This window comes from Halomonas sp. H33-56, assembly GCF_040147035.1.
Lineage (GTDB): Bacteria > Pseudomonadota > Gammaproteobacteria > Pseudomonadales > Halomonadaceae > Halomonas > Halomonas litopenaei.
This window is the reverse complement of record NZ_JAMSHP010000001.1, coordinates 2,993,109-3,018,590: the sequence shown is the minus strand read 5'-3', so window position 1 is coordinate 3,018,590 and position 25,482 is coordinate 2,993,109. Positions and strand designations below refer to the sequence as shown.

At 66.0% G+C, this 25,482-nt stretch carries 21 protein-coding genes and 1 tRNA gene; 17 read left to right on the top strand and 5 right to left on the bottom strand.

Features of this window, described 5'->3' with window-relative positions:
- Positions 1–168 precede the first annotated feature (168 nt).
- Positions 169–1,500, top strand: coding sequence for a M18 family aminopeptidase (locus NFH98_RS12880; RefSeq protein WP_349622816.1), 1,332 nt, complete (start codon positions 169–171; stop codon positions 1,498–1,500).
- A 166-nt stretch (positions 1,501–1,666) separates the two neighbouring features.
- On the opposite strand, the gene NFH98_RS12875 is transcribed toward NFH98_RS12880, so the two are convergent.
- Positions 1,667–1,743: transfer RNA gene (locus tag NFH98_RS12875), tRNA-Met, on the bottom strand.
- Positions 1,744–2,138: 395 nt separating this feature from the next.
- Here NFH98_RS12875 and NFH98_RS12870 point away from each other — a divergent pair.
- The 13 genes from NFH98_RS12870 to NFH98_RS12810 all read left to right on the top strand — a co-directional run bounded on the left by NFH98_RS12870 (position 2,139) and on the right by NFH98_RS12810 (position 14,162).
- The gene (locus NFH98_RS12870) at positions 2,139–3,233 is read left to right on the top strand and encodes a hydrogenase small subunit (RefSeq protein WP_253029420.1); all 1,095 of its coding nucleotides are present in this window, start codon (positions 2,139–2,141) and stop codon (positions 3,231–3,233) included.
- The gene (locus tag NFH98_RS12865) at positions 3,233–5,047 is read left to right on the top strand and encodes a nickel-dependent hydrogenase large subunit (RefSeq protein ID WP_349622815.1); all 1,815 of its coding nucleotides are present in this window, start codon (positions 3,233–3,235) and stop codon (positions 5,045–5,047) included. The genes NFH98_RS12870 and NFH98_RS12865 overlap by 1 nt, the downstream gene beginning before the upstream one ends.
- A gap of 17 nt (positions 5,048–5,064) precedes the next feature.
- Complete coding sequence (gene cybH, locus NFH98_RS12860; protein ID WP_289104727.1) at positions 5,065–5,841, top strand: Ni/Fe-hydrogenase, b-type cytochrome subunit; 777 nt, start codon at positions 5,065–5,067, stop codon at positions 5,839–5,841.
- A 477-nt stretch (positions 5,842–6,318) separates the two neighbouring features.
- Positions 6,319–6,468 carry a hypothetical protein gene (locus NFH98_RS12855; RefSeq protein ID WP_349622814.1) on the top strand — a complete coding sequence of 50 codons (150 nt, stop codon included), beginning with the start codon at positions 6,319–6,321 and terminating at the stop codon, positions 6,466–6,468.
- A gap of 150 nt (positions 6,469–6,618) precedes the next feature.
- Complete coding sequence (gene hybD / locus NFH98_RS12850) at positions 6,619–7,461, top strand: HyaD/HybD family hydrogenase maturation endopeptidase (RefSeq protein ID WP_349622813.1); 843 nt, start codon at positions 6,619–6,621, stop codon at positions 7,459–7,461.
- 7 nt (positions 7,462–7,468) lie between these two features.
- Positions 7,469–7,798, top strand: a complete 330-nt coding sequence (locus NFH98_RS12845; protein ID WP_348814484.1) for a HypC/HybG/HupF family hydrogenase formation chaperone — start codon at positions 7,469–7,471, stop codon at positions 7,796–7,798.
- Between the two features lie 82 nt (positions 7,799–7,880).
- Positions 7,881–8,291, top strand: coding sequence for a thioredoxin domain-containing protein (locus tag NFH98_RS12840; protein ID WP_349622812.1), 411 nt, complete (start codon positions 7,881–7,883; stop codon positions 8,289–8,291).
- Entirely contained in the window at positions 8,288–9,148 is an 861-nt protein-coding gene (locus tag NFH98_RS12835) for a hydrogenase expression/formation protein (RefSeq protein WP_349622811.1), read from the top strand. Before NFH98_RS12840 ends, NFH98_RS12835 begins: the two co-directional genes overlap by 4 nt.
- Entirely contained in the window at positions 9,145–10,131 is a 987-nt protein-coding gene (locus tag NFH98_RS12830; RefSeq protein ID WP_349622810.1) for a [NiFe]-hydrogenase assembly chaperone HybE, read from the top strand. Before NFH98_RS12835 ends, NFH98_RS12830 begins: the two co-directional genes overlap by 4 nt.
- Positions 10,128–11,243, top strand: coding sequence for a hypothetical protein (locus NFH98_RS12825; protein WP_349622809.1), 1,116 nt, complete (start codon positions 10,128–10,130; stop codon positions 11,241–11,243). Before NFH98_RS12830 ends, NFH98_RS12825 begins: the two co-directional genes overlap by 4 nt.
- On the top strand, positions 11,231–11,572 hold the full coding sequence (gene hypA / locus NFH98_RS12820) for a hydrogenase maturation nickel metallochaperone HypA (protein ID WP_045994057.1): 342 nt from the start codon (positions 11,231–11,233) through the stop codon (positions 11,570–11,572). Before NFH98_RS12825 ends, hypA begins: the two co-directional genes overlap by 13 nt.
- Positions 11,572–12,588, top strand: a complete 1,017-nt coding sequence (gene hypB / locus NFH98_RS12815) for a hydrogenase nickel incorporation protein HypB (RefSeq protein ID WP_502878745.1) — start codon at positions 11,572–11,574, stop codon at positions 12,586–12,588. The genes hypA and hypB overlap by 1 nt, the downstream gene beginning before the upstream one ends.
- Before the next feature lie 8 nt (positions 12,589–12,596).
- Positions 12,597–14,162, top strand: a complete 1,566-nt coding sequence (locus NFH98_RS12810; RefSeq protein ID WP_349622807.1) for a sigma-54 interaction domain-containing protein — start codon at positions 12,597–12,599, stop codon at positions 14,160–14,162.
- 53 nt (positions 14,163–14,215) lie between these two features.
- On the opposite strand, the gene hypE is transcribed toward NFH98_RS12810, so the two are convergent.
- The 4 genes from hypE to hypF are packed head-to-tail and all read right to left on the bottom strand — an operon-like array spanning position 14,216 to position 19,374.
- Complete coding sequence (gene hypE, locus NFH98_RS12805; protein WP_349622806.1) at positions 14,216–15,271, bottom strand: hydrogenase expression/formation protein HypE; 1,056 nt, start codon at positions 15,269–15,271, stop codon at positions 14,216–14,218.
- Positions 15,268–16,419 carry a hydrogenase formation protein HypD gene (gene hypD, locus NFH98_RS12800; RefSeq protein WP_349622805.1) on the bottom strand — a complete coding sequence of 384 codons (1,152 nt, stop codon included), beginning with the start codon at positions 16,417–16,419 and terminating at the stop codon, positions 15,268–15,270. The genes hypE and hypD overlap by 4 nt, the downstream gene beginning before the upstream one ends.
- Positions 16,416–16,706 (bottom strand): HypC/HybG/HupF family hydrogenase formation chaperone, encoded by a 291-nt coding sequence (locus NFH98_RS12795; RefSeq protein WP_045994052.1) that lies wholly within the window; start codon positions 16,704–16,706, stop codon positions 16,416–16,418. The genes hypD and NFH98_RS12795 overlap by 4 nt, the downstream gene beginning before the upstream one ends.
- A complete protein-coding gene (gene hypF / locus NFH98_RS12790) occupies positions 16,666–19,374 on the bottom strand; it encodes a carbamoyltransferase HypF (protein ID WP_349622804.1) in 2,709 nt (902 codons plus the stop codon). Before hypF ends, NFH98_RS12795 begins: the two co-directional genes overlap by 41 nt.
- A 521-nt stretch (positions 19,375–19,895) precedes the next feature.
- Between hypF and imuA the strand changes: the two genes are divergently transcribed.
- Genes imuA through NFH98_RS12775 form a run of 3 tightly spaced genes read left to right on the top strand, consistent with a single transcriptional unit; the run spans position 19,896 to position 25,334 of the window.
- Positions 19,896–20,699: a translesion DNA synthesis-associated protein ImuA gene (gene imuA, locus NFH98_RS12785; protein ID WP_349622803.1), complete on the top strand. Its 804-nt coding sequence runs from the start codon at positions 19,896–19,898 to the stop codon at positions 20,697–20,699.
- A complete protein-coding gene (locus NFH98_RS12780) occupies positions 20,696–22,126 on the top strand; it encodes a Y-family DNA polymerase (protein ID WP_349622802.1) in 1,431 nt (476 codons plus the stop codon). Before imuA ends, NFH98_RS12780 begins: the two co-directional genes overlap by 4 nt.
- Positions 22,110–25,334, top strand: coding sequence for an error-prone DNA polymerase (locus tag NFH98_RS12775; RefSeq protein ID WP_349622801.1), 3,225 nt, complete (start codon positions 22,110–22,112; stop codon positions 25,332–25,334). The genes NFH98_RS12780 and NFH98_RS12775 overlap by 17 nt, the downstream gene beginning before the upstream one ends.
- The last annotated feature ends 148 nt before the right edge of the window (positions 25,335–25,482 follow it).

Sequence of the window (25,482 nt, the reverse complement as noted above, 5' to 3'; positions counted from 1 at the left end):
AAGCACTCCAGGATTCGTGTACACTCGTCGGTCTGACACCGACTCGGTCGGCGGGTCCCTTGGACCGGATTCGCATTGTAGCAGCTTGATGTCAATCCTTGACCCTTGCCGTTGTGCGACATTTAGGGTCAATCCTTGAACCACACTATCATGCAACAGAGGACGCCCATGTCACAGGAGTGCTTGCCAAAGGATGATGCCGGATGCGCCAAAAGGCTCAGTCGGCTGCTTGAGTTTCTTCACCGTTCCCCCAGCCCTTGGCACGCCACCGCGAACATGGCTCAGCGGCTCGAGGACGCCGGCTACCGTCGTCTGTTGGAGACCGATAGCTGGGATTTGGTTCCCGGTGACCGCTTCTACGTGACCCGCAACGATTCTTCGATTATCGCTGTCAACCTGCCGAAGGGCCAGCCGGTCACCAGTCTGCGCATGGTCGGCGCCCATACCGACAGCCCCAATCTCAGGCTGAAGACCCACGCCGGCCAGACTTCGGCGGGCTGGCTGCAGCTTGGCGTGCAGGTCTACGGCGGGGCACTGCTCGCGCCCTGGTTCGACCGTGACCTGGGCCTGGCCGGGCGTCTGCATGTCCGTCATGCCGATGGTCGCGTCGAGGGCGTGCTGCTCAACGTCGCCGAGGCCATCGCCATCATCCCGAGCCTGGCCATCCACCTGGATCGGGAAGCCAACGACGGCAAGGCGATGAATGCCCAGACCCAGATGGCGCCGGTGGTGCTGCAGGGCGGCAAGGACGACGATCTCGATCGCCTGCTGCTGGCCTGGCTGGAGCAGGAGCACGGTCTGGCCGGGGTGAAGGTGCTGGACTTCGAGCTGGGCTTCTATGACCTGCAGCCGCCGTCGCTGGTGGGCGTGGGCAAGGAACTGATCGCCAGCGCCCGCCTGGACAACCTGCTGTCCTGCTTTATTGGCCTGGAGGCGATGCTCGACGCCGACGGCGAGCAGGGCATGGTGCTGGTCGCCAATGACCACGAAGAGGTGGGTAGCGCCAGCGCCTGTGGCGCCCAGGGGCCGTTCCTCGCCGACGTGCTCAAGCGGGTGAATGGCCAGGTCGGCGAGGGCACCGAGGAAGGCTATATCCGCCTGATCCAGTCCTCGCGGATGATCTCCTGCGACAACGCCCACGCGCTGCATCCGAACTTCAAGGATAAGCACGACGCCCAGCACGGCCCGAGCCTCAACGCGGGCCCGGTGATCAAGACCAACGCCAACCAGCGCTACGCCACCAACAGCGCCACGGCGGCGATGTTCCGTGACCTGTGCGAGAAGGTAGAGGTGCCGGTGCAGACCTTTATTACCCGGGCGGACATGGGCTGTGGCAGCACCATCGGCCCCATCACCGCAACGGAGCTGGGTGTGCCGACGCTGGACGTGGGGGTGCCCCAGTGGGCGATGCACTCTATCCGCGAGACCGCCGGCAGTCAGGATGTGGAACACCTGACCCGTGCGCTGACGGCCTTCTTTAACAGCGCCGAACTGGTGTAGGTCCAGCGCTTGCAGCACGCTTGCTGAAAGACTGAAACGATGACCACAGAGCGCCTGGCGGGCAACCGCCAGGCGCTCTGTTTTTTCTGTGTCGGTGTTGAACCGTTGCAAAGGAAGGCGTAACGAAAAGGCCCGTCGATCGATGATCGACGGGCCTTTCGGTATCTGGTGGCTACGCCCTGACTCGAACAGGGGACCCCATCATTATGAGTGATGTGCTCTAACCAACTGAGCTACGTAGCCTTTGGATGGCGCCGTATTCTACGGATTGCCGGCTTATTGTCAAGCACTTGGCGCCGTGTAGGCCACGGCGGCGACAGCGCACCGCGCTGGAAAGCCGGCTACCACCTGTGTGCCGTGTAGCGCGAGTTCTGTGCTGGCGTGACGGAGGCCGCTGGAAAGGGCGCTACCGCCATGTGGTCGTCAAGTGCGCCAAGTGTTTGAAAAGACGTACTCCCCGCAATCTGGCACGGGCCTTGCCCTGTAGTTGAGGGAAACAACAACAGGCGATCTGGATGGTCTGGCGTGCAGGCCTCGTGTCGGCTTCTGGCCTTGGCCGTAGCGAGGGCAGGCCGCCTCCAGATCTAGGGATCACGCCGGTGGCGAGATCCAGGACCACGACAGGGGAGTCGTTGCCGATGGAGCCCATCGAAACCTTCTACGACGTGATGCGGCGACAGGGGGTCACGCGTCGCTCATTTCTGAAGTTCTGTTCACTCACGGCGGCGGCGCTGGGGCTCGGGCCTGCCTACACCGCCAAAATCGCCCACGCCATGGAGACCAAGCCGCGCACGCCGGTGATCTGGGTGCACGGGCTCGAGTGCACCTGTTGTTCGGAGTCGTTCATCCGTTCGGCCCATCCGCTGGTCAAGGACGTGGTGCTGTCGATGATCTCGCTGGACTACGACGACACCCTGATGGCGGCCGCGGGGCACCAGGCTGAGGCCGCCCTGGCCGACACCATCGAGCGCTACAAGGGCAACTACATCCTGGCGGTGGAGGGCAATCCGCCGCTCAACGAGGACGGCATGTTCTGCATCGTCGGTGGGCGGCCCTTCGTCGACCAGCTGCGCGAGACCGCAGAGCACGCCAAGGCGGTGATCTCCTGGGGCTCCTGTGCAAGCCACGGCTGTGTCCAGGCCGCGCGCCCCAACCCCACCCGGGCGACCCCGGTGCACAAGGTCATCACCGACAAGCCGATCATCAAGGTACCGGGCTGCCCGCCGATCGCCGAGGTCATGACCGGGGTCATCACCTATATGCTGACCTTCGACCGGCTGCCGGAGCTCGACCGCACCGGGCGGCCCAAGATGTTCTATTCCCAGCGCATCCACGACAAGTGCTACCGCCGGCCGCACTTCGACGCCGGTCAGTTCGTCGAGTCCTTCGATGACGAGGGCGCCCGTCGCGGCTACTGCCTGTACAAGGTGGGCTGCAAGGGCCCGACCACCTACAACGCCTGTTCGACCATCCGCTGGAACGAGGGCGTGAGCTTCCCGATCCAGGCCGGCCACGGCTGTATCGGCTGCTCCGAAGACGGCTTCTGGGACAAGGGCTCCTGGTACGCCCGGCTGCAGGACGTGCACCAGTTCGGCATCGAGGCCAACGCCGACCAGATCGGCGGCGTTGTGGCCACCGGGGTGGGCGGTGCGGTGGCGGTCCACGCCGCCGTCAGCGCCTTGAAACGGGCGCAGGTCAAGCGCCAGTCGTCAGCCAACAGGGAGGAAGCCTGATGACGCAGATCAACACCCCTAACGGGTTCAATCTGGACAGAAGCGGACGGCGTATCGTCGTCGACCCGGTGACCCGCATCGAGGGGCATATGCGCTGCGAGGTCAACGTGGATGACAACAACATCATCCGCAACGCGGTGTCCACCGGCACCATGTGGCGCGGGCTCGAGGTCATCCTCAAGGGCCGTGACCCGCGCGACGCCTGGGCCTTTGTCGAGCGCATCTGCGGCGTCTGCACCGGCTGTCATGCGCTGGCCTCGGTGCGCGCGGTGGAGGACGCTCTCGATATCCGCATCCCGCGCAACGCCCACCTGATCCGCGAGATGATGGCCAAGGTGCTGCAGTGGCATGACCACGTGGTGCACTTCTACCACCTGCACGCGCTGGACTGGGTCAACCCGGTCAATGCGCTGAGGGCCGACCCGCGGGCGACCTCGCAACTGCAGCAGTTGACCGGCCCCAACCATCCGCTGTCGTCGCCGGGCTATTTCCGCGACGTCCAGAATCGCCTGAAGACCTTTATCGAGTCTGGGCAGCTCGGGCTTTTCAAGAACGGCTACTGGGACAACCCCGCCTATCGGCTGTCGCCGGAGGCGGACCTGATGGCGACCGCTCACTATCTCGAGGCGCTGGACCTGCAGAAGGAGATCGTCAAGGTCCACACCGTGTTCGGCGGCAAGAACCCCCACCCCAACTACATGGTCGGCGGGGTGCCCTGCGCCATCAATATCGACGGCGACCTGGCGGCCGGGGCGCCACTCAACATTGAGCGGCTCAACTTCGTGCGTGCGCGTATGGAGGAAGCCTTCGCCTTCTCCAGGAACGTCTACATCCCCGACGTCATCGCCATCGCCAGCTTCTACAAGGGCTGGTTGTATGGCGGGGGACTGTCCGCCACCAACGTGATGGACTACGGCGACTATTCCAAGGTCAACTACGACAAGTCCACCGACCAGCTCAAGGGGGGCGCCATCCTCGGCGGCAACTGGAACGAGATCCACGAGGTGGACCCCACCGACCCCGAGCAGATCCAGGAGTTTGTGACCCATTCCTGGTACCGCTACGCCGACGAGTCCCGTGGCCTGCACCCCTGGGACGGCGAGACCGAGCACCACTACGAACTGGGCGAGGGCACCGTCGGCACCCGCACCCGGATCGAGGAGATCGACGAGGCCGCCAAGTACTCCTGGATCAAGTCACCACGCTGGCGTGGCCACGCCATGGAGGTGGGACCGCTGTCGCGCTACATCCTCAATTACGCCCAGGGCAATGACTTCGTGATCGACCAGGTGGACTCGTCGCTGGCCGCCCTGAATCAGCTCGCCGGCACCCGTCTGACGCCGAAGCAGGCGCTGCCGACCACCATCGGCCGTACCCTGGCCCGCGCCCTGGAAGCCCACTACTGCGCGTCCATGATGCTCGATGACTGGCATGAGTTGATCGCCAACATCCGCGCCGGCGACCTGGCCACCGCCAATATCGAGAAGTGGGACCCGGCGTCCTGGCCCCAGGAGGCTCGCGGTGTCGGCATGGTTGCCGCGCCCCGGGGCATGAATGGCCACTGGATCCGCATCAAGGACGGCAAGATCGAGAACTACCAGTGCATCGTGCCGACCACCTGGAACGGCAGTCCGCGGGATCCGGAGGGCAACATCGGCGCCTTCGAGGCGTCACTGCTGAATACGCCCATGGAGCGGCCGGACGAGCCGGTGGAGATCCTGCGCACGCTGCATTCCTTCGATCCGTGCCTGGCCTGTTCCACCCACGTGATGAGCGAAGACGGTGAAGAGCTGTCTCGCGTCACCGTCAGATAGCCGGGGGAGGGTGTCCCATGTCCCATGACTCGAAAGCGTCGTCACCTGCAGAAGCCAGCCAGGCCGACCCTCAGGCAGGCAAGCTTGGCCCCGGGGAGGAGCGGGTGCTGCCTTCCTCGGTCAAGCAGACGTCTGTCTATGTCTATGAGGCGCCGCTGCGGCTGTGGCACTGGACCAACGCGGCGGCCATCCTGGTCCTGATCGTCACCGGCTACTTTATCGGCAAGCCGCTGCCGACCGTGGCAGGTGAGGCCAGCGATCACTTTGTGATGGGCTATATCCGCTTTGCCCACTTCACCGCAGGCTACATCCTGGCGATCGGTTTTCTGTTTCGCTTCTACTGGTCGCTGGTCGGCAATCACCACGCCAAGCAGTTGTTTCGCTTGCCGTTACACCGTCGTGACTGGTGGCGTGAGGTGTGGTTCGAGCTTCGCTGGTACCTGTTTCTGGAGAAGCGCCCGCGCAAGTACGTGGGCCACAACCCGCTGGCGCAGTTGGCGATGTTCATCTTCATCACCCTCGGCACGCTGTTCATGATCGTGACCGGAATGGCGCTCTACGCCGAAGGTGCCCTGCGCGGCAGTTGGCAGGACACGCTGTTCGGCTGGGTCATCCCGCTGGTGGGCCAGAGCCTGGACGTGCATACCCTGCATCGTCTCGGCATGTGGGTGATGATCACCTTCATCATCATCCATGTGTACGTGGCGATACGCGAAGACATCATGTCCCGCCAGAGCATCGTCTCGACCATGATCTCAGGGGAGCGCACCTTCAAGGACGACGACCCTTTGTAGTGAGTTGTCGTTGCTCGCCGTGACTTGTCATAGCTCGCAGTTGTTTGCAGTTGCTCGTTAGCCCTGCCGTTGAAGGGCGTAAGCGCTGACCGTTGGCGCCGGAGGCTTCACCGAGAATATCGGGTGAGGTCTCCGGCGCTTTTTGTTGGCGTTCAGGGAGGTTGGCGAGGCGCGTGCATAGGCCGGTGGGGGAGGCATCTTGGTCGGGCATTAATCAGGTAATCACAAGTCATTTTTTGAAACGTTGTTGCCCGGTGTTTTATGAGAAAGATTCTCTTTGAATCGGCGGTTATTGGACTTTTGTAGGGTTGTATACCATGTAGCTGTGCCAAAACGATGGGCATGTTTTTTATTGAAAGGTGGCGGCGTTATTCTGCGGAAATGGTCGAGGTTTTTTTCAGGTCATCGTGGATATGTGCATGTAAGTGGCTGCTGTAGTGTAAAAAATCGCTTCCGCGTATGCCATGGGTGGCGCAGATGGAAGTGTTTTCGGCAGATTTTTGCGGCCTGTTTCTCGGCGTCTTGTTTTTCGGTGCCTTGTTTGTCGTTGTCTTGTTTTTCGGTGTCTTGTTTGTCGTTGAAAAAGGCGCTTCGTCGCTAGCCTTTGGCTTTGATGCTGCATCTTGATGTTTTTATGGCGAATGCATCCAGGAATCAGACGAACAGCGAGCCGCTGAAAGAGGCGAAGAAAGAACAAGGAAAGAACGAAGAACGAGACGCAGGATAAAGCCAACTAAAGTAGCGCAGGCAGATATTCGGCGCAGCGAAGGAGCCGGCATGAAGACGGATGATCACGAGGCGACGCCATCGATTCTGGTGCTGGGTATCGGCAATGTGCTGTGGGCCGACGAGGGTTTCGGGGTCCGCGCGGTGGAGGCGCTTCACCAGCGCTATACGTTTGCCGAGACGGTGACCGTGATGGACGGCGGTACCCAGGGACTCTACCTGCTGCCCTACGTGCAGTCCTGTGAGTGCCTGCTGGTCATCGATGCCATCGACTACGGCCTTGCCCCGGGCAGTGTGCACGTGGTGCGCGATGACGCGGTGCCGAGCTTCATGGGCGCCAAGAAGATGTCGCTGCACCAGACCGGCTTTCAGGAGGTGCTGGCGGCGGCGCAGCTGCTCGGCTGGCAGCCACAGAAGGTGATGCTGGTCGGTGTGCAGCCCTCGGTGCTTGACGATTATGGCGGCTCGCTGCGACCGGAGATCGCCGCGCGAATCGATGAGGTGATCCGCCTGGTGGTCGATGAACTGGCGTCCTGGGGCGCAAGGCCTGAGCTTCGCTCTCAACACCGCCCCGGACACGGCTCCCAACAGAGCCCCGAACACGGCTCTCAACAAAGCCCCGGACACGGCTCTCAACACAGCCCCGGACACGGCTCTCAACACGGGCCCGGACACAGCCGCGATCACCAGGCCCCCATCGCCGAACTGGCGCCTTCGGCGCTCGCCCTTCACCACTACGAAAACCTGCGTCCCTCGCCGCGCGAGGCCTGCCGTGTGGGTGATCCGCGCTTTCTGGCGAGGGACCTTGGCCATCCTGGCGGGGCGCACGGCGACCCGTCTCGCGAGGCGGGAAGCGAGCGGGATGGTGTTACCGACAGCATTGCGAAGGAGTAGCCGCGATATGTGCATTGGCATTCCCATGCGGGTGCTTGAGGCCAGCGGGACGCTCGCCATCTGTGTCAGCGACGGGGCAGAGGATCGACAAGAGGTCGATATTTCCCTGGTCGAGGCGGTGAGCCCCGGTGATTGGCTGCTGGTATTTCTGGGAGCGGCGCGCCGGGTGCTGGAGGCCGATGAGGCGCTGCGCATCAGCGATGCGCTAAAGGCCATGGCCATGGCGGCCGAGGGAGGGACGGTCGAGACGGGACTATTTGCAGACCTGGAGCAGGGCGAACCCCGCCTGCCGCCGCATCTGGAGGCGGCGCGCAAGGCGGGTGCCTCCACCGGCTGAGTACGCCACGGGTAACAACGCAAGCGGGTGATCGACAACACAAGCGAGTGAGCGACAAGTGAGCGACAAGGGAGTCACGCCAATGACGGGGCCATTGCACCGGCTGATCAATGAACTGGACTATCCCTGCCTCGCCGGGGAGGAACTGGCGGCTTTCGTGACGGGGCCAGGCGCCCGGGTGCTGTTTCTCAGTGGTGATCCGGCCACCAACCTCGAGACCAACGATGTGGCCGCCATTCTGCCGGAGCTGGTCAAGGCCTTCCCGGGGCGGTTTGAGCCCGCGGTGGTGGATCGCGCGGAAGAAGACGCCACCCGCGAACGCTTTCAGGTGTGGCCGGTGCCTTCACTGCTGTTTTTCCAGGACGGGCGGATGACCGGTGTGATCTCGAAGGTGCGCGACTGGGACGACTACCTGGGCGAGATCCACGCCATTCTGCAAGGGACGTCTGCCAGCGCCAATATCATCGCTCGCGACGGGAGTATTCGAACATGACCCAGGGATTCATGCCGTCATCGCCGGGTATCGGGCCTGGCAGCCAGCCCGAGGAGGCCGTGCTCGATTACCTGCCGATGCCATCGGGAATGAGCACCTTTCAGCCGAGCTTTCCCGAGGTGGAGGACCCCGAGCGCATCCGGCCGGCGCTGGATGCCCTCAGCGCTCTGGCCGACAGGGCCGCCGAGTGGACGCCGGAGGGCGGCAATCTGGTGGTCGAGCTGCCGTCGCTCGATGCCGAGAATCGCAAGGCGCTGGCCGATGCACTCGGCGAGGGTGAGGTCGCGATCAAGGTCGGTGGCAAGGATGCCGTCGAGATTCAGGAGTCGGTCTTCGCCGGTCTGTGGCGGGTGACGTCCCGTGATGTGGATCACGCCTCGGGCAGTGTGCGTGAGCATATCGAGATCGGCGTGGTGCCCCTGGCGGTGGGGCAATGCCGCCAGCAGCGCATCTTCTGCCCGCCGGAGGCCGGCCAGGGTGTGGTCAACGGGCCCTTTATCGTCTCGGAGCTGATCGAGCGTTGCGAGGAGCGTGTCCCGGGTGGCGAGCTCTGTTCCAACAATGAGCCATATGCCATCAACCTGTCGCTGTTGCCCCATACCCCGGAGGATCTGGCCTATCTGGACGAGGCGCTGGGCCGGGGCGAGGTCACCATCCTGTCGCGGGGCTACGGCAACTGTCGTATCGACAGCACCGCCCTCGATCACGTCTGGCGGGTGCGCTACTTCAATTCCCAGGACTCGCTGATTCTGGACGTCATCGAAGTCTCCGATGTGCCCGAGGTGGCCTGCGCGGCGGCCGAAGACATCGCCGATTCGGTGATTCGACTCAAGCAGGTAGCGGAGGCGATGGCGTGACGGCACGATTCGAAGGTTCGTTTCTCGGAGACCTGGCGCGTCTGGACGACGACGCCCGGCTCGAGTGCAAGATCTGCTGGTACTGCTATGACCCGGCCGTCGGCGACGCCGTCCGTCAGGTCGAGCCGGGGACGCCGTTCTCGGCGCTGCCCCAGGACTGGCGCTGCCCCCAGTGCGACGGTGAGCGCAACCAGTTTATGGTGCTGGATGATCGGCAGGGCGTCGGGGGGGCGGCCGCCGCGCCCGCCGCGCCCGCCACACCCGCCGGGGCTGCGACGGCGGATATGGGCGCCGTCAAGCGACTGGTCGAGACCTTTCGCGAGATCCAGACCACCGGCATGAAGGATTCCCCCTTCAACAATCTGTCGCTGCACGTCGAGGCGGTGGGGTTTATCCCCTGGGAGGGCGGGCTGCTGGGCATCCTGGTCGCGCCCTGGCTGATGAATCTGGTGGTGATCCCAGGTCCCGATGACGACGTCCAGTGCCTGCGTCCCGGCGACAAGCGGGTCTACTCCTTTGCCTCCGGCGACTACGAATTCATCTTCAATACCCGGGTGCCGGTGGGCGCCTTCCTGGCCTGTTCGCTGTTTTCCGACATGAGCGAGTTTGCAAGCCAGGCCTACGCCACCGAGGTGGCGCACGCCGCCATGGAGGCGCTGTTCGATCCGGCCCACCGCGCCGAGACGGATCGCCACGCCGATATCGCCGCGCTGAGCGTGGCCGGGGAGGAGGGTATCGCCGGGGCAGATGCTGACGCTGACGCTGTGGCTAAAAGCACCGCGGCGCCCCCGGCCGACCCCGAACCCATGGGCGGCGATGGCGAAGCTGGCGTAAGCCAGTGGTCACCCCCGGCACCCGGGCTCGAGTCTCGGCGAGACTTCCTGACCGGGCGCACGTCGAGCACCACTGCCGGCACCAAAGCCGCCCCCAGCAGTGGGGCGCCCTTGGATTCTGCGTCAGGGGACGAGGACGAGTCGTCATGATGCCGACGCTGATCATCAGTCACGGCCACGGCCACAACCCTGAGGGCGAGCCGGGGTTTCGCGTGAGTCAGCGGGGGAGTATGCCGACCCAGTGGCTGATCGATCGAAATCGTCACGAGGCGATGACTATGGTGGGGTGTCTCTACAACCTGTGCGCCGCCGCCCAGAGCGCCGCGGCAGCCAATGCCATGGACCTGCCGCTTGCCCCTGACTGCCACCGCAATATCCAGCTCGAGACGCTGCGCGAGCATGGCCTGGTCATGCTGCGGGACTGGCCGGGGGTGCTGGGGATGGCGATGGATGCCGACTCCCTGAAGGGGCTGGCGGGGCTTTCGCTGACCACGCTGGAGGTGCTGGAGGCGCGGGTGTTCGCCGGTCCGGCCGAGCGCGCACTGGAGGATCTCGAGGCGTGGCTTGAGCGAGCGCCGAGTCGGCCCGCCGAGGTGCTGCGCCAGGTCGCCGACTGGCCGCGGGAGTTCGGGCGAATCGCCGTGGCGGACGACCCTACCTTCGTGGGGCGCGTAGCCGGGCATGCGTCGCTAGGCGGCGTCATCGCGCGGGATGGTTGGAGTCTGTATGCGCGGATGCTGGCGCGGGTGGTGGAGGTGGCGCAGTTGATAGTTGCGCTGCGCGCCGGCGCCGGCAACTGCCCTGCTGGGGATAGCAGCGATGCCGGCAAGCCACGCTGCGGGCGTGCCTCCGATGGCAGTGGCTGGGCCGAGGCCGCCCGGGGACGCCTGGTGCATCGGGTGGCGTGCCGGGACGACCGCGTCGTCGACTACCACATCATCACCCCGACCGACGCCATGCTCGACGGTGCTGTCGGCCCAGATGGCGAGCGGCAACGGGGCTTCCTTTCCCGCTTGCTGGAATCCGCCCACGGTCAGGGCGAGTGCCATGGCTACAGTCATGGCCTCAGTGATGGCCATAGTGGCGGCCTCAGTGATGGCGACAACCGGGCCCGGCAGCGGGTGGCGATGGCGCTGAGCTGCGCCGATCCCTGTCTGCCGGTGGTGTGGCAGGAGTCGAGTGAAGCGCTGTGCCAGGCGCCTTCGCAGGCGCCATGCCGGAAGGCAGGGCCGCCCAAGGGGAGGTCATCATGCACGAATTGAGCCTGTGTCAGAGCATCGTCGAGCTGATCGAGGAGCAGGCCAGCGTCCAGGCGTTCGAGAAGGTGACCCGGGTGTGTCTCGAGATCGGGGCCTTGTCCTGCGTCGAGCCCGAGGCCCTGGCGTTCGGTTTCGATCTGTCCACCCGTGGCTCCGTCGCCGAAGGGGCGACGCTGGATATCGTCAATGTACCAGCCACGGCCTGGTGTTTCGGTTGCAATCGCACGGTGGATATTGCCCAGCGTGGCGACGATTGCCCCCTGTGTTCCAGCGCCCGTCTTCACGTGACCGGCGGAGAGGAACTTCGCGTCAAGGAACTGGAGGTTGTCTGATGTGTACCGTCTGCGGATGCGCCGAAAGCGGTGACCAGCGTCACGCCCATCATCACGAGCATGCGCACGAGCACGAGCACGAGCATGCGCACGCTAATTCCCACGCTCACCCTCACGACCACGAGCACACTCATCCCCACCACCATGGGCATTCCCACTCTCACGATCACGCCCACTCTCATGATCATGTGCACGCCCATGTTCATTCCCATGGCCACGGCGACCACCCTGGCGCTGCCGAGCCGGACGCCTCGCCGCATCTGGACTGTGGCGCAGGGCCTGCCGGGGTCGAGGTGGCGGGGATGTCACAACGCCGTCTGGTGGAGATCGAGACCAACATCCTGGCCCGCAATGACGCCATCGCCGAGGGCAATCGGCGGCGCCTCGAGGCCGACGGCGTGCTGGCGCTGAATCTGGTGTCGAGCCCGGGTTCCGGCAAGACCACGCTGCTGGTGGATACCATCCGTCGGCTCGGCGCCGAGGGGGTGGCGGTGATCGAGGGCGACCAGCAGACCGCCAATGACGCCCAGCGCATTCGCGAGACCGGGGTGCCGGCGCTGCAGGTCAATACCGGCAAGGGCTGCCATCTCAACGCCTCCATGGTGGAACGGGCGCTGCCTCAGGTAAGCCCGCCCGGGCTTGGCCTGTTGTTTATCGAGAATGTGGGCAACCTGGTGTGTCCGGCGGGCTTCGATCTGGGCGAGGACGCCAAGGTGGTGATCCTGTCGGTGACCGAAGGCGAGGACAAGCCGCTCAAGTACCCGCACATGTTCGCCGCCGCCTCACTGATGCTGCTGAGCAAGGTCGATCTGGCGCCCCATGTCGACTTCGACATGGACGCCTGCGAAGCCTACGCCCGTCGGATCAATCCCGAACTGGAGATCCTGCGGCTGTCGGCCACCAGTGGTGAGGGCATGGACGCCTGGCTCGACTGGATCGACGCCCGCCGCGAGGCGCTCAGGCAGCGCGCCTTGAGCCGGGCGCGTCAGCACCTTGCCATGCTCGAGCAGCGCTAGGGGTCGCCATGTCCACCTTGGTCGAGGGTCCGCTGTTCGATGGACGCGGTGTTGCCGCCGAGTCGCTGCCCAGTGTGCTGGTGGTCGGTGTCGCCAGCGAGCGAATCGACTCGCTCGAGGGCGTCACGCAAGGGCGCCTGGAGTGCCTGAGGGCGACGCACTGGGAAGAGGCTCGGGCGCTGCTGGTGTCCGAGTGGGTCGGGCTGGTGATTGTCGAGCTTGCACATGAGGGCGACGCCGCCAGGGGCACGGGGCTGTCCCATGACGGTGGCTGGGCCAGGGAACTGGCCCATCGCTGGCCCGAGGTGCAGTGTCTGGTGATCGCCGATCATGGGCCCACCTCGGTCGGTGACTGGCCCGAGGCGTTTCACCTGCTTTGTCGCTGCAGTCCGGTTGAGGTGATAGCGCGAACCATCGACGTCGCCCTGCGTCAGTACCAGCTCGAGCGGGAGTGTCGGCGGCTGCGCGCGGAGCGTGCGCTGTACCAGCCGACCGTTCAGGCGCGGCTGGCGGCCCACCGCCGGCGGATGCGCGAGGCGGGGGGCTTCGAGACGATCATCCGGGCGCCGGGATCGCCGCTGGAGCCGCTGTGCGACATGGCGGCGCGCATCGCCGGCTTCGACGTGCCGGTTCTGGTGACAGGAGAAAGCGGCACCGGCAAGGAGTTGATGGCCCGGGCGATCCACGCCAGCAGCCTGCGCTCGGAGATGCCTTTCTACGCCCTGGACTGCGGCGCGGTGACCGATGAACTGCTGGAGAGCGAGCTGTTCGGCCACTGCAAGGGGGCCTTCACCGGAGCGAGTTCAAGCCGCGTCGGGCTGCTGGAGCGGGCCCACGAGGGCACCCTGCTGCTGGACGAGATCGGTGATACCTCCAGCGCCTTTCAGCTGCGCCTGTTGCGTTTTCTGCAGGAGGGAGAGGTGCGTCCGGTGGGGACCAACGAGGTGCGCCAGCTGGACGTCCGGGTCATCGCCGCGACCAATCGGGATCTGATGGCCGAGGTGGCGGCGGGGCGCTTCCGGGAGGACCTCTACCATCGCCTGACGGTGGCCCCGGTTCAGTTGCCACCGCTGCGCGAGCGCGCCTGTGATATCGCGGCTCTGGCCGAGGTGCTGCTGGCGCGGATCGCTTCCCGCCACGGGGTCCGGGTCGGCGGCTTCACCGATGCGGCGATGGCGTGTCTTTGCGCCTACGCCTGGCCCGGCAATGTTCGCGAGCTGGAAAATCAGATCACCCGCATGGTGATGCTGGCGACCGGCGAGAAGCTTGGTGTCGAACTGCTGGCGCCGCACCTGCGAACCGATGAATGGCGTCAGGCGCCAGTCGAGCGGCGCCAGGACCTGCCTGAGCCGCCGAAAGCGAATACGACAGCCGATCCGGTCGAGGATGACGAGGACGCCGGCACCCTGCGCGAGCGGGTCGAGCGCCTGGAGGCGAGCTGCCTGGCCCGGGCGCTCGAGCGTCATGGCGGCAACAAGTCGCGTACCGCCAGTGAACTGGGGCTATCGCGCATCGGCCTGAGGGCCAAGCTGCAACGCTACGGGATCGGCGAGGCGGCCGGCGACCCCGAATAGGCCGAGATTCGAATCGGCCCTGAGCAGACCACCATCAGCGTGTCAGCATCGCATCAGCAGATGCGCGGTAGCTGCTCTCCCACCAGCATGTCGACGATGCGCTGGCCGCCGAAGCCGGTGCGCAGCGTCACCCGTCCCGGCTTGCCGTCCAGCGCCTGACCGATGATCGCGGCTTCCTTTCCCAGCGGATGCCCGCGCAGGGCGGCCAGGGCCGCCTCGGCCTGAGCCGCGGGCACCACCGCCACCAGCTTGCCTTCGTTGGCCAGGTACAGAGGGTCCAGTCCCAGTATCTCGCACATCCCCCGGACCTCCTTGCGCAGCGGCAGGGCCAGGTCGTCGAGTTCGATGGCAAGCCTGGAGGCCTCGGCCATCTCGTTGAGCACCGTGGCGACGCCGCCCCGGGTGGCGTCACGCAGGCAGCGGGTCTCGGGGGCGGCGGCCAGCAGTGCCTCGATCAGGCCATTGAGGGCGGCACAGTCGCTCTCCAGGTCGGTGTCCAGCGACAGGTCGCCACGGGCCGCCAGGATGGCGGCACCGTGATCGCCGAGCCAGCCGTTGACGATGATCACGTCGTCGGCCTGGATGCGCTCGATACCGAGCTTACGCTCGGCGGGAATGACGCCGATGCCGGTGGTGGTGATGAAGACGCCGTCGCAGGCCCCGCGCTCGACCACCTTGGTGTCACCTGTGACGATCTCGACGCCGGCCTCGCGGGCGGCTGTGGCCATGGAGTGGGCGATGCGCCTCAGGTCATCGATTGGCAGGCCTTCTTCCAGGATCACCGCGCAGGACAGGTAGCGGGGATGGGCGCCCCCCACGGCCAGGTCGTTGACGGTGCCGCACACCGCCAGCTTGCCGATGTCACCACCGGGAAAGAACAGCGGGTCGACCACGAAGCCGTCGGTGGTCATGGCCAGTCGGTCGCCCAGGCATGCCAGCTCGGCCAGCTCCAGCCGCGCCTGGTCCTCGAGCACCTCGGGAAGCGCGGTGAATTCCCTGACGAAGACGTCATCGATCAGCTCCTTCATGGCCTTGCCGCCGCCTCCGTGGGCCTGGGTCACCGCGCGGGCGACAAGGGTGGGAAGCTGTCGTCGTGTCGTATCGCTCATGATTCGGCCTGGCTTGTGCTGTGGTTCGGGCTATCGACGTTGCCACCGCCGTATTGATAGTAGGCGGCGCAGGCGCCTTCGCTGGAGACCATCAGCGCGCCCCGGGGTTGATCCGGTGTGCAACGCTTGCCGAACAGCTCGCACTGCCAGGGCTTGAGGTTGCCGGTGAGCACGTCACCACAGCGGCAGTTGTCCGGGTCGGCCACCTGCTGGTTGGGCACGGCGAACTTGCGTTCGGCATCGAAGGCACCATAGGAATCCTTGATCTGGACACCTGACTCGGCGATCGAGCCGAGCCCGCGCCACTCGCAGCTCTCGCGGGGCTCGTAGACCCGATGGAAGGCCTCCAGCGCGGTGAGGTTGCCGTCGCTGGTCACCAGACGCTGGTACTGGTTCTCGACCTCGGCGCGGCCATCGTGGAGCTGGCGAATGACCATCAGCAGCGACTGCAGGATATCCAGGGGCTCGAAGCCGGAGACCACCACCGGGCAGCCGTAGCGCTCGGCGATGAAGCGGTAGGGGTCGGTGCCGATGATCATCGACACGTGTCCCGGCCCGAGGAAGCCATCCAGGCGATGGTCAGGATTGTCGAGGATCGCCTGTAACGTCGGGATGATGGTGATGTGGTTGCAGAACACCGAGAAGTTGCCGACCCCTTCGCGCTCGGCCTGGGCGATGGTCAGGGCGGTGGAGGGAATGGTGGTCTCGAAGCCCAGGCCAAAGAACACCACTTCCCGATCCGGATGCTTGCGCGCCAGTGCCAGGGCGTCGGTGGGGGAGTAGACGATGCGCACGTCGGCGCCGTCGGCCTTGGCCTGCATCAGGCTCTTGCGTGAGCCGGGAACCCGGATGGCGTCGCCGAAGGTGGCGAGGATCACCTCGGGACGTTCGGCGATGGCGACGCAGTCATCGACGCGCCCCATCGGCAGCACGCACACCGGGCAGCCGGGGCCGTGAATCAGCTCCAGTTCCGGCGGCAGCATGGCCTCCAGCCCATAGTGGAAGATCGCGTGGGTGTGGCCGCCACAGACCTCCATGATGCGCACCGGGCCGCCGCGCTGCTCGGCCAGGCGGGCGACCAGGGTGGTGATGTGTTCGAGGATCTGCCGGGCGCGGGCGTGATCGCGGAATTCGTCGATGAATTTCATGAAGAGACCTCCTGGTCGCCGGTCAAGGTCAGAGCGTCGAACTCGTGGGTGTCGCCCAGTTCGTCCAGCAGTTCGAGGGTGCGCGCCGCAGCCTCGGCGTCGATACGGTTCAGAGCGAAGCCCACATGGACCAGTACCCAGTCGCCCACGCAGCGTTCGGGCGGGTGGTCGTCATCGACGATGCAGGCGATGTTGATCTGGCGTCGGACCCCGCTCACGTCCACCGTGGCGAGCCGCGCGTCGGCGTCATCGAGGGAAATGATCTGTCCTGGAATTCCCAGACACATGGGCGGTCTCCTGTGCGTTATTGGATGCCGTGGTGGCGGTAGTGACAGTGGCAATGGAGGGAACGGTTGTTGTTGTCGAGATCGTCGAGGTTGCTGAGGTTGCCGAGATTGCTGAGGCTGCCGAGGTCAGACTATCCGACGCCTGGTCGGAGGCCAGCGGATGACGCCGTGCTGCCGCGATCAGCGCCTGGCCCAGGGCGATGCCGCCGTCGTTGGCCGGCACCTGGCGGTGGGTCAGCACCTGAACAGGCAGGGGTGCGAGGCACTTAAGCGTCAGTTCCAGCAGGGTGCGGTTGTGAAAACAGCCGCCGCTCAGCGCGACGGCCTCGACGTTGCGCGTGCTGGAGAGGCGCCGGGCATTGTCGTTAGAGACTTCGTCACGTGAGTCGTCCTGCATGTCGCCATCGACGTCGCCCAGCATCTCGCCAACGACCTCGCCAAGCCCCTTGGCCAGTCCCAGATGAAAGCGCGCCGCGATCAGTGTGGCGTCCTTGCCGACGGCCAGGTCGTCAAACAGCGCCGTCCACATCGGTGCCGGATCGAGGGTCCGGTGACCGCCTTGCTCCCTGTGAAGGGCGAAGGGATAGGGCGCAATGGCGCCAGACGTGCGTGACGTAGGCGGCGGGGTCGGTGTCAGCGCGCGGGCGGCCAGGGCTTCCAGGGCCATGGCCGCTTCGCCTTCGTGGTGCTGGTGATCGAAGCACAGCTCCAGGGCGGCGGCGACGGCGTCGAACAGGCGCCCGCAGGAGGAGGCGAGGGGACTGTTGAGCCCGGCCTCGATCATCCCGCTGAGGGTGTCGATCGGCTTCTGCTGCAGTCGCTTCAGTACGCCAAGGTTTGGGTGGCGGCGCTTGAGGGCGGCAAGGCCGGGACCGGCGATGAGCTGCGCCAAGAGGTTGCGCCAGGGCTCGCGGGAGGCGGCGCCGGCCCCCGGCATGGCCACGGACTTGAGAGAACCCAACCGCTGGCAATGGCGATAATCCGCCAGCAGGAACTCACCGCCCCACAGGCCGCCATTCTCGCCAAGGCCCAGGCCGTCCAGGGCGATCCCCAGTACCGGAGCGGCGTCGCGAGGATAGCCGTTGTCGGCCAGACAGGCGGCGATATGGGCGTGGTGATGGCCGATGGCATCGAGTAGCAGGCCGGCGTCGTCGGCCATTCGCCGAGCCATGCCGCTGGTACGGTAGTCCGGGTGAGTGTCGCAGGCCAGCCAGGCGGGACGGTGGTCGTAAAGCGTCAGGAAGTCGTCAAGATTGTGTTCGTAGTCGTCGAGGGTGGCGGCGTCGTCCAGGTCACCCTGATGCGGCGACAGGATCGCGCGCTGGCCATCCACCAGGCAGAAGGTGGCCTTCTGTTGCGGACCCAGGGCAAGCCCCGGCGAGATGTCCTCGAAGCCAGGCGGCAGCGGCAGTGATGCCGGGGCGTAGCCCCTGGCACGACGCAGCATGCGCACCTTGCCGGCGGCCAGCTGTACCAGGCTATCGTCGATACGCCGGGCGATGGCGCGGTCGTGGGTGAGGGCGTGGCTGGCGATCGTCGACAGGCTGTCGACGAGTCCGCCATCGTCGATCAGCTGGGGCTCCCCGGAGACGTTGCCGCTGGTCATCACGATGGGAAAGGGCAGCCGCTGGCACAGCAGCACGTGCAAGGGGGTCGATGGCAGCATCACGCCGAGCCGGTCGAGTCCCGGGGCCAGGGCCTCGGCGAGTGGCCGCCCTGTACCCTCGTCGCGGCGCCGCTCGAGCAGCACGATGGGCGCGGCGGCTGAGCAGAGTGCCTGTTGTTCGAGCTCATCGAGCCGGCAATAACGCCTGACCATCTCCAGGTCTTTGGCCATCAACGCCAGCGGTCGTGTGGGGCGATGCTTGAGCCGTCGCAGGCGCTCGAGGGCCTCGGTGCTGGTGGCGTCGCAGGCAAGCTGGTAGCCGCCGAGCCCCTTGATGGCGAGGATCTGGCCCTGGCGGATCAGCGCGGCGGCTTGGTCGACGGGAGCCTCAATGGCGGGGGTGGTGTGAGCGTCGATGGCGTCTTCGCCCGCCAGACAGGGCCCGTCGTCCAGCGCCACCAGACGCACCTGGGGCCCGCAGGCCGGACAGGCGATGGGTTCGGCATGGAAGCGACGGTCGCCGGGATCCAGATATTCGGCGCGACAGCACTCGCATAGCGCAAAGTCAGCCATGGTGGTGGCCGCCCGGTCGTAGGGCATGTCACGAATGATCGACAGGCGTGGGCCACAGTGGGTGCAGTTGGTCAGGGCGTAACCGGAGCGTCGCTGGTGCTGGCTCAGTATTTCTTCTGTGCAGGCTGCGCAGATGGCGGCGTCCACGGCGATATCGGTGCGCGTTGCGCCCTCGAGACTATCGACGATGGTGAAGCCGACTCGGTGCAGCGGTGCCAGGCCCGAGCGAACCTCGATGTCGGTGATCTGTGCCAGTGGGGGCGGGTCGCGCTTGAGTCGTTCGATCAGGCTCTCGAGGCGTTCACGGGGGCCGGTTGCCCGGATCAGCACGCCTTCACCGTCGTTGAGCACCTCACCGACCAGCGCTAGCCGGTTGGCCAGTTGCCATACCGTCGGACGAAACCCCACACCCTGCACGCAGCCGCGGACCCGGATTTCTACCGTGGTCTCTGGTGTGCATGGCGGTGTCGTGGGGGTGTGAATGGTCATGACGTCCAGCGGTGAAGAAAAGACCTGCCTGACTATTTCACAGCTAACGCAGGCCAAACTTGAGCTGTGACAACCTTCTACGACCACCATACCCCTCCCCGGGGGAGCCTCCGTGGCGCTTCTGTGCTGGTGTGAGCGGATGTGCCGCTTTCCTGACCCATCGTCAGATTGCATTGGCGCTGCATTGCCGACTTGGCATTGGACGATTACTGTATAAAATAACAGTATTCGGTATCTCGGCGTCCGCCCGGTAAGGCCAGGGCGTGGTCTAGAAACATGGGCCAGAAACCTGGACCAGAAACCTGGGCCAGAAACCTGGGCCTGAAACCTGGACCAGAAATCTGGGCCTGAAACCTGGACCAGAAATCTGGGCCTGAAACCTGGGCCGGGCTGGAGTATCTAGCGGGCCAGGGGCGCAGCTCAGCAGAGAACGCCAGCAGCGAACGCCAGCAGAGCAGGCCAGTTGAGCAGACCAGTTGAGCAGGGCAAGAACGGAGCGGGACAGGAGCGGGAGAGGAGCGATGAAGGCAGCAGACAACCAGGCCCGTGACAGCGCATGCGATGACCTCGCGCGCTTGATGCAGCGAGGCAGCGTCTGGCGGGCGCGGCGACAGTGGCACCGTGATCAGCCAGAGGGCGACACGAAGCGCGGGATCTCCACCGGGGTCGAGGCCCTGGACGAGGTGCTCGGCGGTGGCTGGCCCCGGGGAGAGCTGCTGGAACTGCTGCTGGATCGAGCGGGTTGCGGCGAGATTCGTCTATTGCTTCCGCTGATGCACCGCTGCGAGCGGGTGGTGTGGTTTGACCCACCCTGGCAGCCTCATGCGGCGGCCCTGGCGGCGGCGGGCCTGGATCTGTCGCGCCTAGTCATCGTGCGTACCCGCCATCCCAGGCAGCGGCTGTGGGCCATGGAGCAGGCATTGAAGAGCGGCTGCTGCGATCTGGTGCTGGGCTGGTTCGCCGCGGTGCAGGGGCAATGGCTGCGGCGGCTGCAGCTCGCCGCGGCGTCAGGGGGCGGCCATGGCGCGCTGATTCGACCGGCCGACTTCGCCAAGCAAGGGTCAGTGGCCCCCTGGCGACTACGGCTGTCGGCTCCTGACCAGAGCAGCGGTGACGAGACGGCGCCCTTGTCGAGGCGCATCAAGGTCCATGCCTTCAAGCGCAAGGGGGCCATGCCAGCCAGGGCCATCGATATCACCCTGGCCGACTCTAGGCTGTCGCCCCCGTGCCCGCGGCCGACTTCGCTACCGTGCGCCCCCAGTGGGGAACGTCGATCCCGCCCCGTGTTGCTCGTCTCCGAGCGCAAGGGTGCGGGGCGATCATGAAGGGGCTGTGGCTATGCCTTCACTGTCCGCAGCTTGGGCTGGAGGTGCTGAGCGCCGGCGATGACGGACCCCTCGCGTTGCTGTGCGAGGACGGGGAGCGTATCGCGCTGGCCTCGGCCAGGGCCTGGCAGGCCGGTGTGCGGCCGGGCATGACGATCAATGCCGCACTGTGTCTGGAGCCAGGACTCCGGCTGTTGACGCCGGATCCTGAGGTGAGCCGACGTCGTCTCGAAGGGCTGGCGTTGTGGTGTGCCCGCTTCAGCGCCCGGGTCAGTCTCGAGCCGACGGGGGAGAACGCCGCGTCCTGGGGGGTGGTGATGGAGATCGCCTCGATGCTCGACTACTTCGGCGGACTCGAGGGACTGTGGCGTCGACTGCACGAAGAATTGGCGACCCTGGAGCTTGAGGTGTCCAGCGCCACCGGGCACACCCCGCTGGCCGCCTGCCTGCTGGCCCGGACGGGGGGCTATTGTGGCCAGGGCGAGGCGGAGCATATGGCCAGGCTCGGCAGGCTTCGCCTCGACCGGCTGGGGCTGTCCGCACGCCAGCAGTCGCGCCTCAAGGGGCTCGGGTTTACGCACCTCAATGACCTGCTTGTGCTGCCGCCGGCCTCGCTGGCCTCGCGCCTGGGGACAGACCTGCGGCGCTACCTTCAGCGCTTGACCGGCGAGGTCGCCGATCCCCCGCCGGTATTCGCGCCGCCACCGCGCTTCGATCGTGAGCGGGAGCTGGTCCATGAGATCGAGCTGGCCGCCGGCATCGTGTTTCCCCTGCGGCGCCTGCTGGCGGAGCTCGAGGGCTTTCTCAAGGTGCGTTGCGTCAAGGCATTGTCGTTGACCTTGACCCTGTATCACCGGGAAGGGGCTCAGGACCTGAGCGTGGGGCACGCCGGGGGCGAGCAGGCGGCGGAGGCCTGGCTCGAGCTGTGCCGGCTGCGCCTGGAATCAGTGGTACTCGAAGCACCGGTGTTGCGCCTGCGCCTGGAGGTCAGCGAGGTAGCTAGCCTGCAAGAGGTGGCAACGGACCTGTTTCAGGCGGCGCCGCCCAGAGACACCCCCGAGGCACTGTTCAGCCGGTTGCGTTCTCGTCTCGGTGATGGCGCCGTGTTGCAGCCCATGGCGCTGGAGGATCATCGCCCCGAACGGGCCTCCCGCTTGGTAGCGCAGCCGGGGACCGCCCGCAGGCCCCCGGCTGAAATCCAGAGCGCCAACCATCCGGCCTGGCTGCTGGAACACCCCGAGCCGTTGACGCCGGCGACCCTCGAGCGTCTGGTCTGGGTCGCCGGGCCCGAGCGACTGGCCAGCGGCTGGTGGGATGACGCCCCGGCGCGACGTGACTATCACGTGGCCTGCTGGCCGGACGGTCGCCACGGCTGGGTCTTTCGCGACGCCGAGTCGCAATGGTGGTTGCATGGCTGGTTCGGTTGAGCGTGTCGGCGAGCCACCTGACGCTGCCGAAGTCGCCCCGGGCCCTGGCTACGCTGAGCTACATTGCCTGTCCAACTTCACCTTTCTCAAGGGCGCGTCTCACCCCCATGAGCTGGTCGCCCGCGCCGCCGAGCTTGGCTATCGCGCCCTGGCGATCACCGACGAGTGCTCGGTGGCCGGCATCGTGCGCGCCTGGGAGGCTGCCCGAGACCACCGGATCGCGCTGATCGTCGGTGCCGAGTTTCGCCTGGCCGACGAGGTCGTGGTCGTGCTGGCCGAGAACCGCAGCGGCTACGCCAGCCTGTGCCGGCTGATTACCCTGGGCCGTCGCCGTGCGCCCAAGGGCAGCTATCGTCTCGACTGGGAGGACCTGGAGGCGCTCGAGGACTGTCTGCTGCTGTACCTGCCGGGCAACGACGACGCCCGGACTCGGGAGAGAATGGACGGGCTGAAGCAACGCTTCGACGGGCGCTGCTGGGTGATGGTCCAGCGCCACTTCCAGGCAAGCGAGGAGGAGCGATTGACAAGGCGGATGAGGCTGGCCAGCGCCACAGGCCTGCCGCTGGTCGCCAGCGGTGGCGTCCTGATGCACCAGCCGAGCCGCAAGCGATTGCAGGATGTACTGACCGCCCTTCGGCATCGCACCAGCGTGCAGCGCGCCGGTTTTCTGCTCGAGCCCAACGCCGAGCGCTGCCTGCGACCCCTGTCGCGGCTGGCGCAGTGTTTCGCGCCTGCGCTGCTCGAACAAAGCCTGCGTATCGCCGAGCGCTGTCGCTTCGACCCTGGTGAGCTGCGCTACGAGTACCCCGAGGAACTGGTCACCGACGGCCATACGCCGTCGTCCTGGCTGGCGCACAAGGTGCGCCAGGGCGAGCGGCTACGCTTCCCGGAGGGTACGCCTTCGGATATCGCCGAGCAGATCGCCCGCGAGCTTGAGCTGATCGCCAGGATGGCCTACGAGCCGTTCTTTCTGACCATCGAGGACATCGTCGCCTTCGCCCGCCGCCAGGGCATCCTGTGTCAGGGGCGGGGCTCGGCGGCCAATTCGGTGGTCTGTTACTGCCTGTTTATCACCGAGGTGGACCCGCGTCAGGTGCAGCTGCTGTTCGAACGCTTTATTTCCGAGGAGCGCGACGAGCCGCCGGATATCGACGTGGACTTCGAGCACGAGCGCCGCGAGGAGGTGATCCAGTACATCTATCGGCGCTACGGCCGCGAGCGGGCCGGGCTTGCCGCCACCGTGATCAGCTACCGCCCCAGAAGTGCACTGAAGGACGTGGGGCGGGCTCTGGGGCTGCAACCGGGCTATCTGGCCTGGCTCGCCAGTCGGCTGGATCGACGCGAGGGCCAGGGCGCCTGGCTCGAGGCGCTCAAGCAGACGGTGGGGGAGACGGTGGGCGCGGGAGGCGAAGAGGGCGCCTCCACCGCCGTCCCGGAACTGCTGCGCCATCTGGTCGAACTGGTGGAGCAGCTATTGGGCTTTCCCCGCCACCTGTCACAGCACGTGGGGGGCTTCGTGATCTCGCGCGGGCCGCTGCACGAGCTGGTGCCGGTGGAGAACGCCGCGATGGAAGGGCGCACCCTGATCCAGTGGAACAAGGACGACCTGGAGAGTCTGGGGCTGCTCAAGGTCGACGTGCTGGCGCTGGGTATGCTGACCGCCATTCGCAAGACCCTGGCGCTGCTGTCAGACGGAGGCGAACACCGGGACGACGACAGGCGCTGCTATGAGAGCACGGGCGAGAGCGAGGGCGAGCATCAGGCCATGGCCATGTCCCGGGTGCCCCGGGATGACCCCGAGGTGTACGCCATGCTCAGTCGCGGGGACAGCGTCGGCGTCTTCCAGGTGGAGAGCCGGGCCCAGATGAACATGCTGCCGCGCTTGAAGCCCCGCAACTACTACGACCTGGTGATCGAGATCGCCATCGTTCGTCCGGGGCCGATCCAGGGCGACATGGTGCATCCCTACCTGCGGCGTCGCGACGGTATCGAGGAGGTCAGCTATCCCAGCGACGAGGTCAGGGGCGTGCTCGAGCGGACACTGGGGGTGCCGATCTTCCAGGAGCAGGTGATCAAGCTGGCCATGGTGGCGGCGGGCTATTCCGGTGGCGAGGCCGACCAGTTGCGGCGGGCCATGGCGGCCTGGCGACGGGCCGGCACCATCGCCGAACACCAGCAGCGGCTGACCGCCGGGCTGCGTGCCAGGGGCTACAGCGACGAGTTTGCCAACGCTATCTGCCGCCAGATCGAGGGCTTTGGCCAGTACGGCTTCCCCGAGTCCCATGCGGCCAGCTTCGCCCACCTGGTGTACGTCTCCGCCTGGCTCAAGTGCCACCATCCCGCGGCCTTCTGCTGCGGCCTGCTCAATAGCCAGCCGATGGGCTTCTATAGCCCATCACAGCTGGTGCAGGATGCCCGCCGTCACGGCGTCGAGGTGCGTCCGGTGGATCTCAATGCCAGCCACTGGGACGCCACCCTGGAGCCGGACGGCGCCCTGCGACTGGGCTTTCGCCTGGTCAAGGGGCTGGGGCGTGGTGCCATCGACTGCCTGCTGGCGAGGCGTCCGGCCAACGGCTATGCCAGCGTCGCCGAGGCCAGGCGTCGCACGCCGATGTCGGCCCGCGAGTGGGAAGCGCTGGCGGCGGCCGGGGCGCTGTCGAGCCTCGGCGGCCATCGCTACCAGGCACGCTGGAACCTGCTGGCGCCGGATCCGGCGCTGGCGCTGGGCGAGACCGATATCCTCGACGACACCACCCCAGAGCTGGCGCCCCCCAGCGAGCAGGCTGACCTCGAGGAGGACTTTCGCCATCTGGGGCTGAGCCTTGCCCGCCATCCCATGGCGTTGCTGCGCGAGCAGGCCTCAATGGGGCGGCAAGGACTGGCGCGTTGCCTCAAGGCCACTGAGCTTGCCGAGCTGGACCACGGCCATCTGGTCCAGGTAGCGGGGCTGGTGACCACCCGCCAGCGGCCGGGCACCGCCTCCGGGGTCACCTTCGTGACCCTGGAAGACGAGACCGGCAACGTCAACGTGGTGGTGTGGAAGGACACCGCCAAGGCCCAGCGTCAGGCGCTGTTGAACGCCCGGCTGTTGAAGGTCACCGGCCATCTGGAGCGCGAGGGCAGCGTGATCCATGTGATCGCCGGACGGCTCGAGGACTTGAGCGGCTTATGGGCCGAACTCGGCGTGCCCTCGCGGGATTTCCGCTAGGGCTTGTCTGAAAAGTGCCTGCGCTCGGTAATACGGCGTTAAAAATCGGATCAAAATGCTCATTTACACCCCGTAAACTGCGCTTTCTCACCGATTTTTGCCTTGTCTAACCTTCGCTCGTCGACTTTTCGGACTGCGCCTAGGGCTT

What these genes read in the sequence shown, in the direction of transcription:
- NFH98_RS12775 (WP_349622801.1), top strand. Translation starts at nt 22,110, where the DNA reads ATGGCTGGTTCGGTTGAGCGTGTCGGCGAGCCACCTGACGCTGCCGAA.
- hypF (WP_349622804.1), bottom strand. Translation starts at nt 19,374, where the DNA reads ATGACCATTCACACCCCCACGACACCGCCATGCACACCAGAGACCACG.
- hybD (WP_349622813.1), top strand. Translation starts at nt 6,619, where the DNA reads ATGAAGACGGATGATCACGAGGCGACGCCATCGATTCTGGTGCTGGGT.
- NFH98_RS12825 (WP_349622809.1), top strand. Translation starts at nt 10,128, where the DNA reads ATGATGCCGACGCTGATCATCAGTCACGGCCACGGCCACAACCCTGAG.
- hypD (WP_349622805.1), bottom strand. Translation starts at nt 16,419, where the DNA reads ATGAAATTCATCGACGAATTCCGCGATCACGCCCGCGCCCGGCAGATC.
- NFH98_RS12855 (WP_349622814.1), top strand. Translation starts at nt 6,319, where the DNA reads ATGGAAGTGTTTTCGGCAGATTTTTGCGGCCTGTTTCTCGGCGTCTTG.
- NFH98_RS12795 (WP_045994052.1), bottom strand. Translation starts at nt 16,706, where the DNA reads ATGTGTCTGGGAATTCCAGGACAGATCATTTCCCTCGATGACGCCGAC.
- NFH98_RS12810 (WP_349622807.1), top strand. Translation starts at nt 12,597, where the DNA reads ATGTCCACCTTGGTCGAGGGTCCGCTGTTCGATGGACGCGGTGTTGCC.
- hypA (WP_045994057.1), top strand. Translation starts at nt 11,231, where the DNA reads ATGCACGAATTGAGCCTGTGTCAGAGCATCGTCGAGCTGATCGAGGAG.
- hypE (WP_349622806.1), bottom strand. Translation starts at nt 15,271, where the DNA reads ATGAGCGATACGACACGACGACAGCTTCCCACCCTTGTCGCCCGCGCG.
- NFH98_RS12880 (WP_349622816.1), top strand. Translation starts at nt 169, where the DNA reads ATGTCACAGGAGTGCTTGCCAAAGGATGATGCCGGATGCGCCAAAAGG.
- cybH (WP_289104727.1), top strand. Translation starts at nt 5,065, where the DNA reads ATGTCCCATGACTCGAAAGCGTCGTCACCTGCAGAAGCCAGCCAGGCC.
- imuA (WP_349622803.1), top strand. Translation starts at nt 19,896, where the DNA reads ATGAAGGCAGCAGACAACCAGGCCCGTGACAGCGCATGCGATGACCTC.
- hypB (WP_502878745.1), top strand. Translation starts at nt 11,572, where the DNA reads ATGTGTACCGTCTGCGGATGCGCCGAAAGCGGTGACCAGCGTCACGCC.
- NFH98_RS12845 (WP_348814484.1), top strand. Translation starts at nt 7,469, where the DNA reads ATGTGCATTGGCATTCCCATGCGGGTGCTTGAGGCCAGCGGGACGCTC.
- NFH98_RS12780 (WP_349622802.1), top strand. Translation starts at nt 20,696, where the DNA reads ATGAAGGGGCTGTGGCTATGCCTTCACTGTCCGCAGCTTGGGCTGGAG.
- NFH98_RS12835 (WP_349622811.1), top strand. Translation starts at nt 8,288, where the DNA reads ATGACCCAGGGATTCATGCCGTCATCGCCGGGTATCGGGCCTGGCAGC.
- NFH98_RS12840 (WP_349622812.1), top strand. Translation starts at nt 7,881, where the DNA reads ATGACGGGGCCATTGCACCGGCTGATCAATGAACTGGACTATCCCTGC.
- NFH98_RS12865 (WP_349622815.1), top strand. Translation starts at nt 3,233, where the DNA reads ATGACGCAGATCAACACCCCTAACGGGTTCAATCTGGACAGAAGCGGA.
- NFH98_RS12870 (WP_253029420.1), top strand. Translation starts at nt 2,139, where the DNA reads ATGGAGCCCATCGAAACCTTCTACGACGTGATGCGGCGACAGGGGGTC.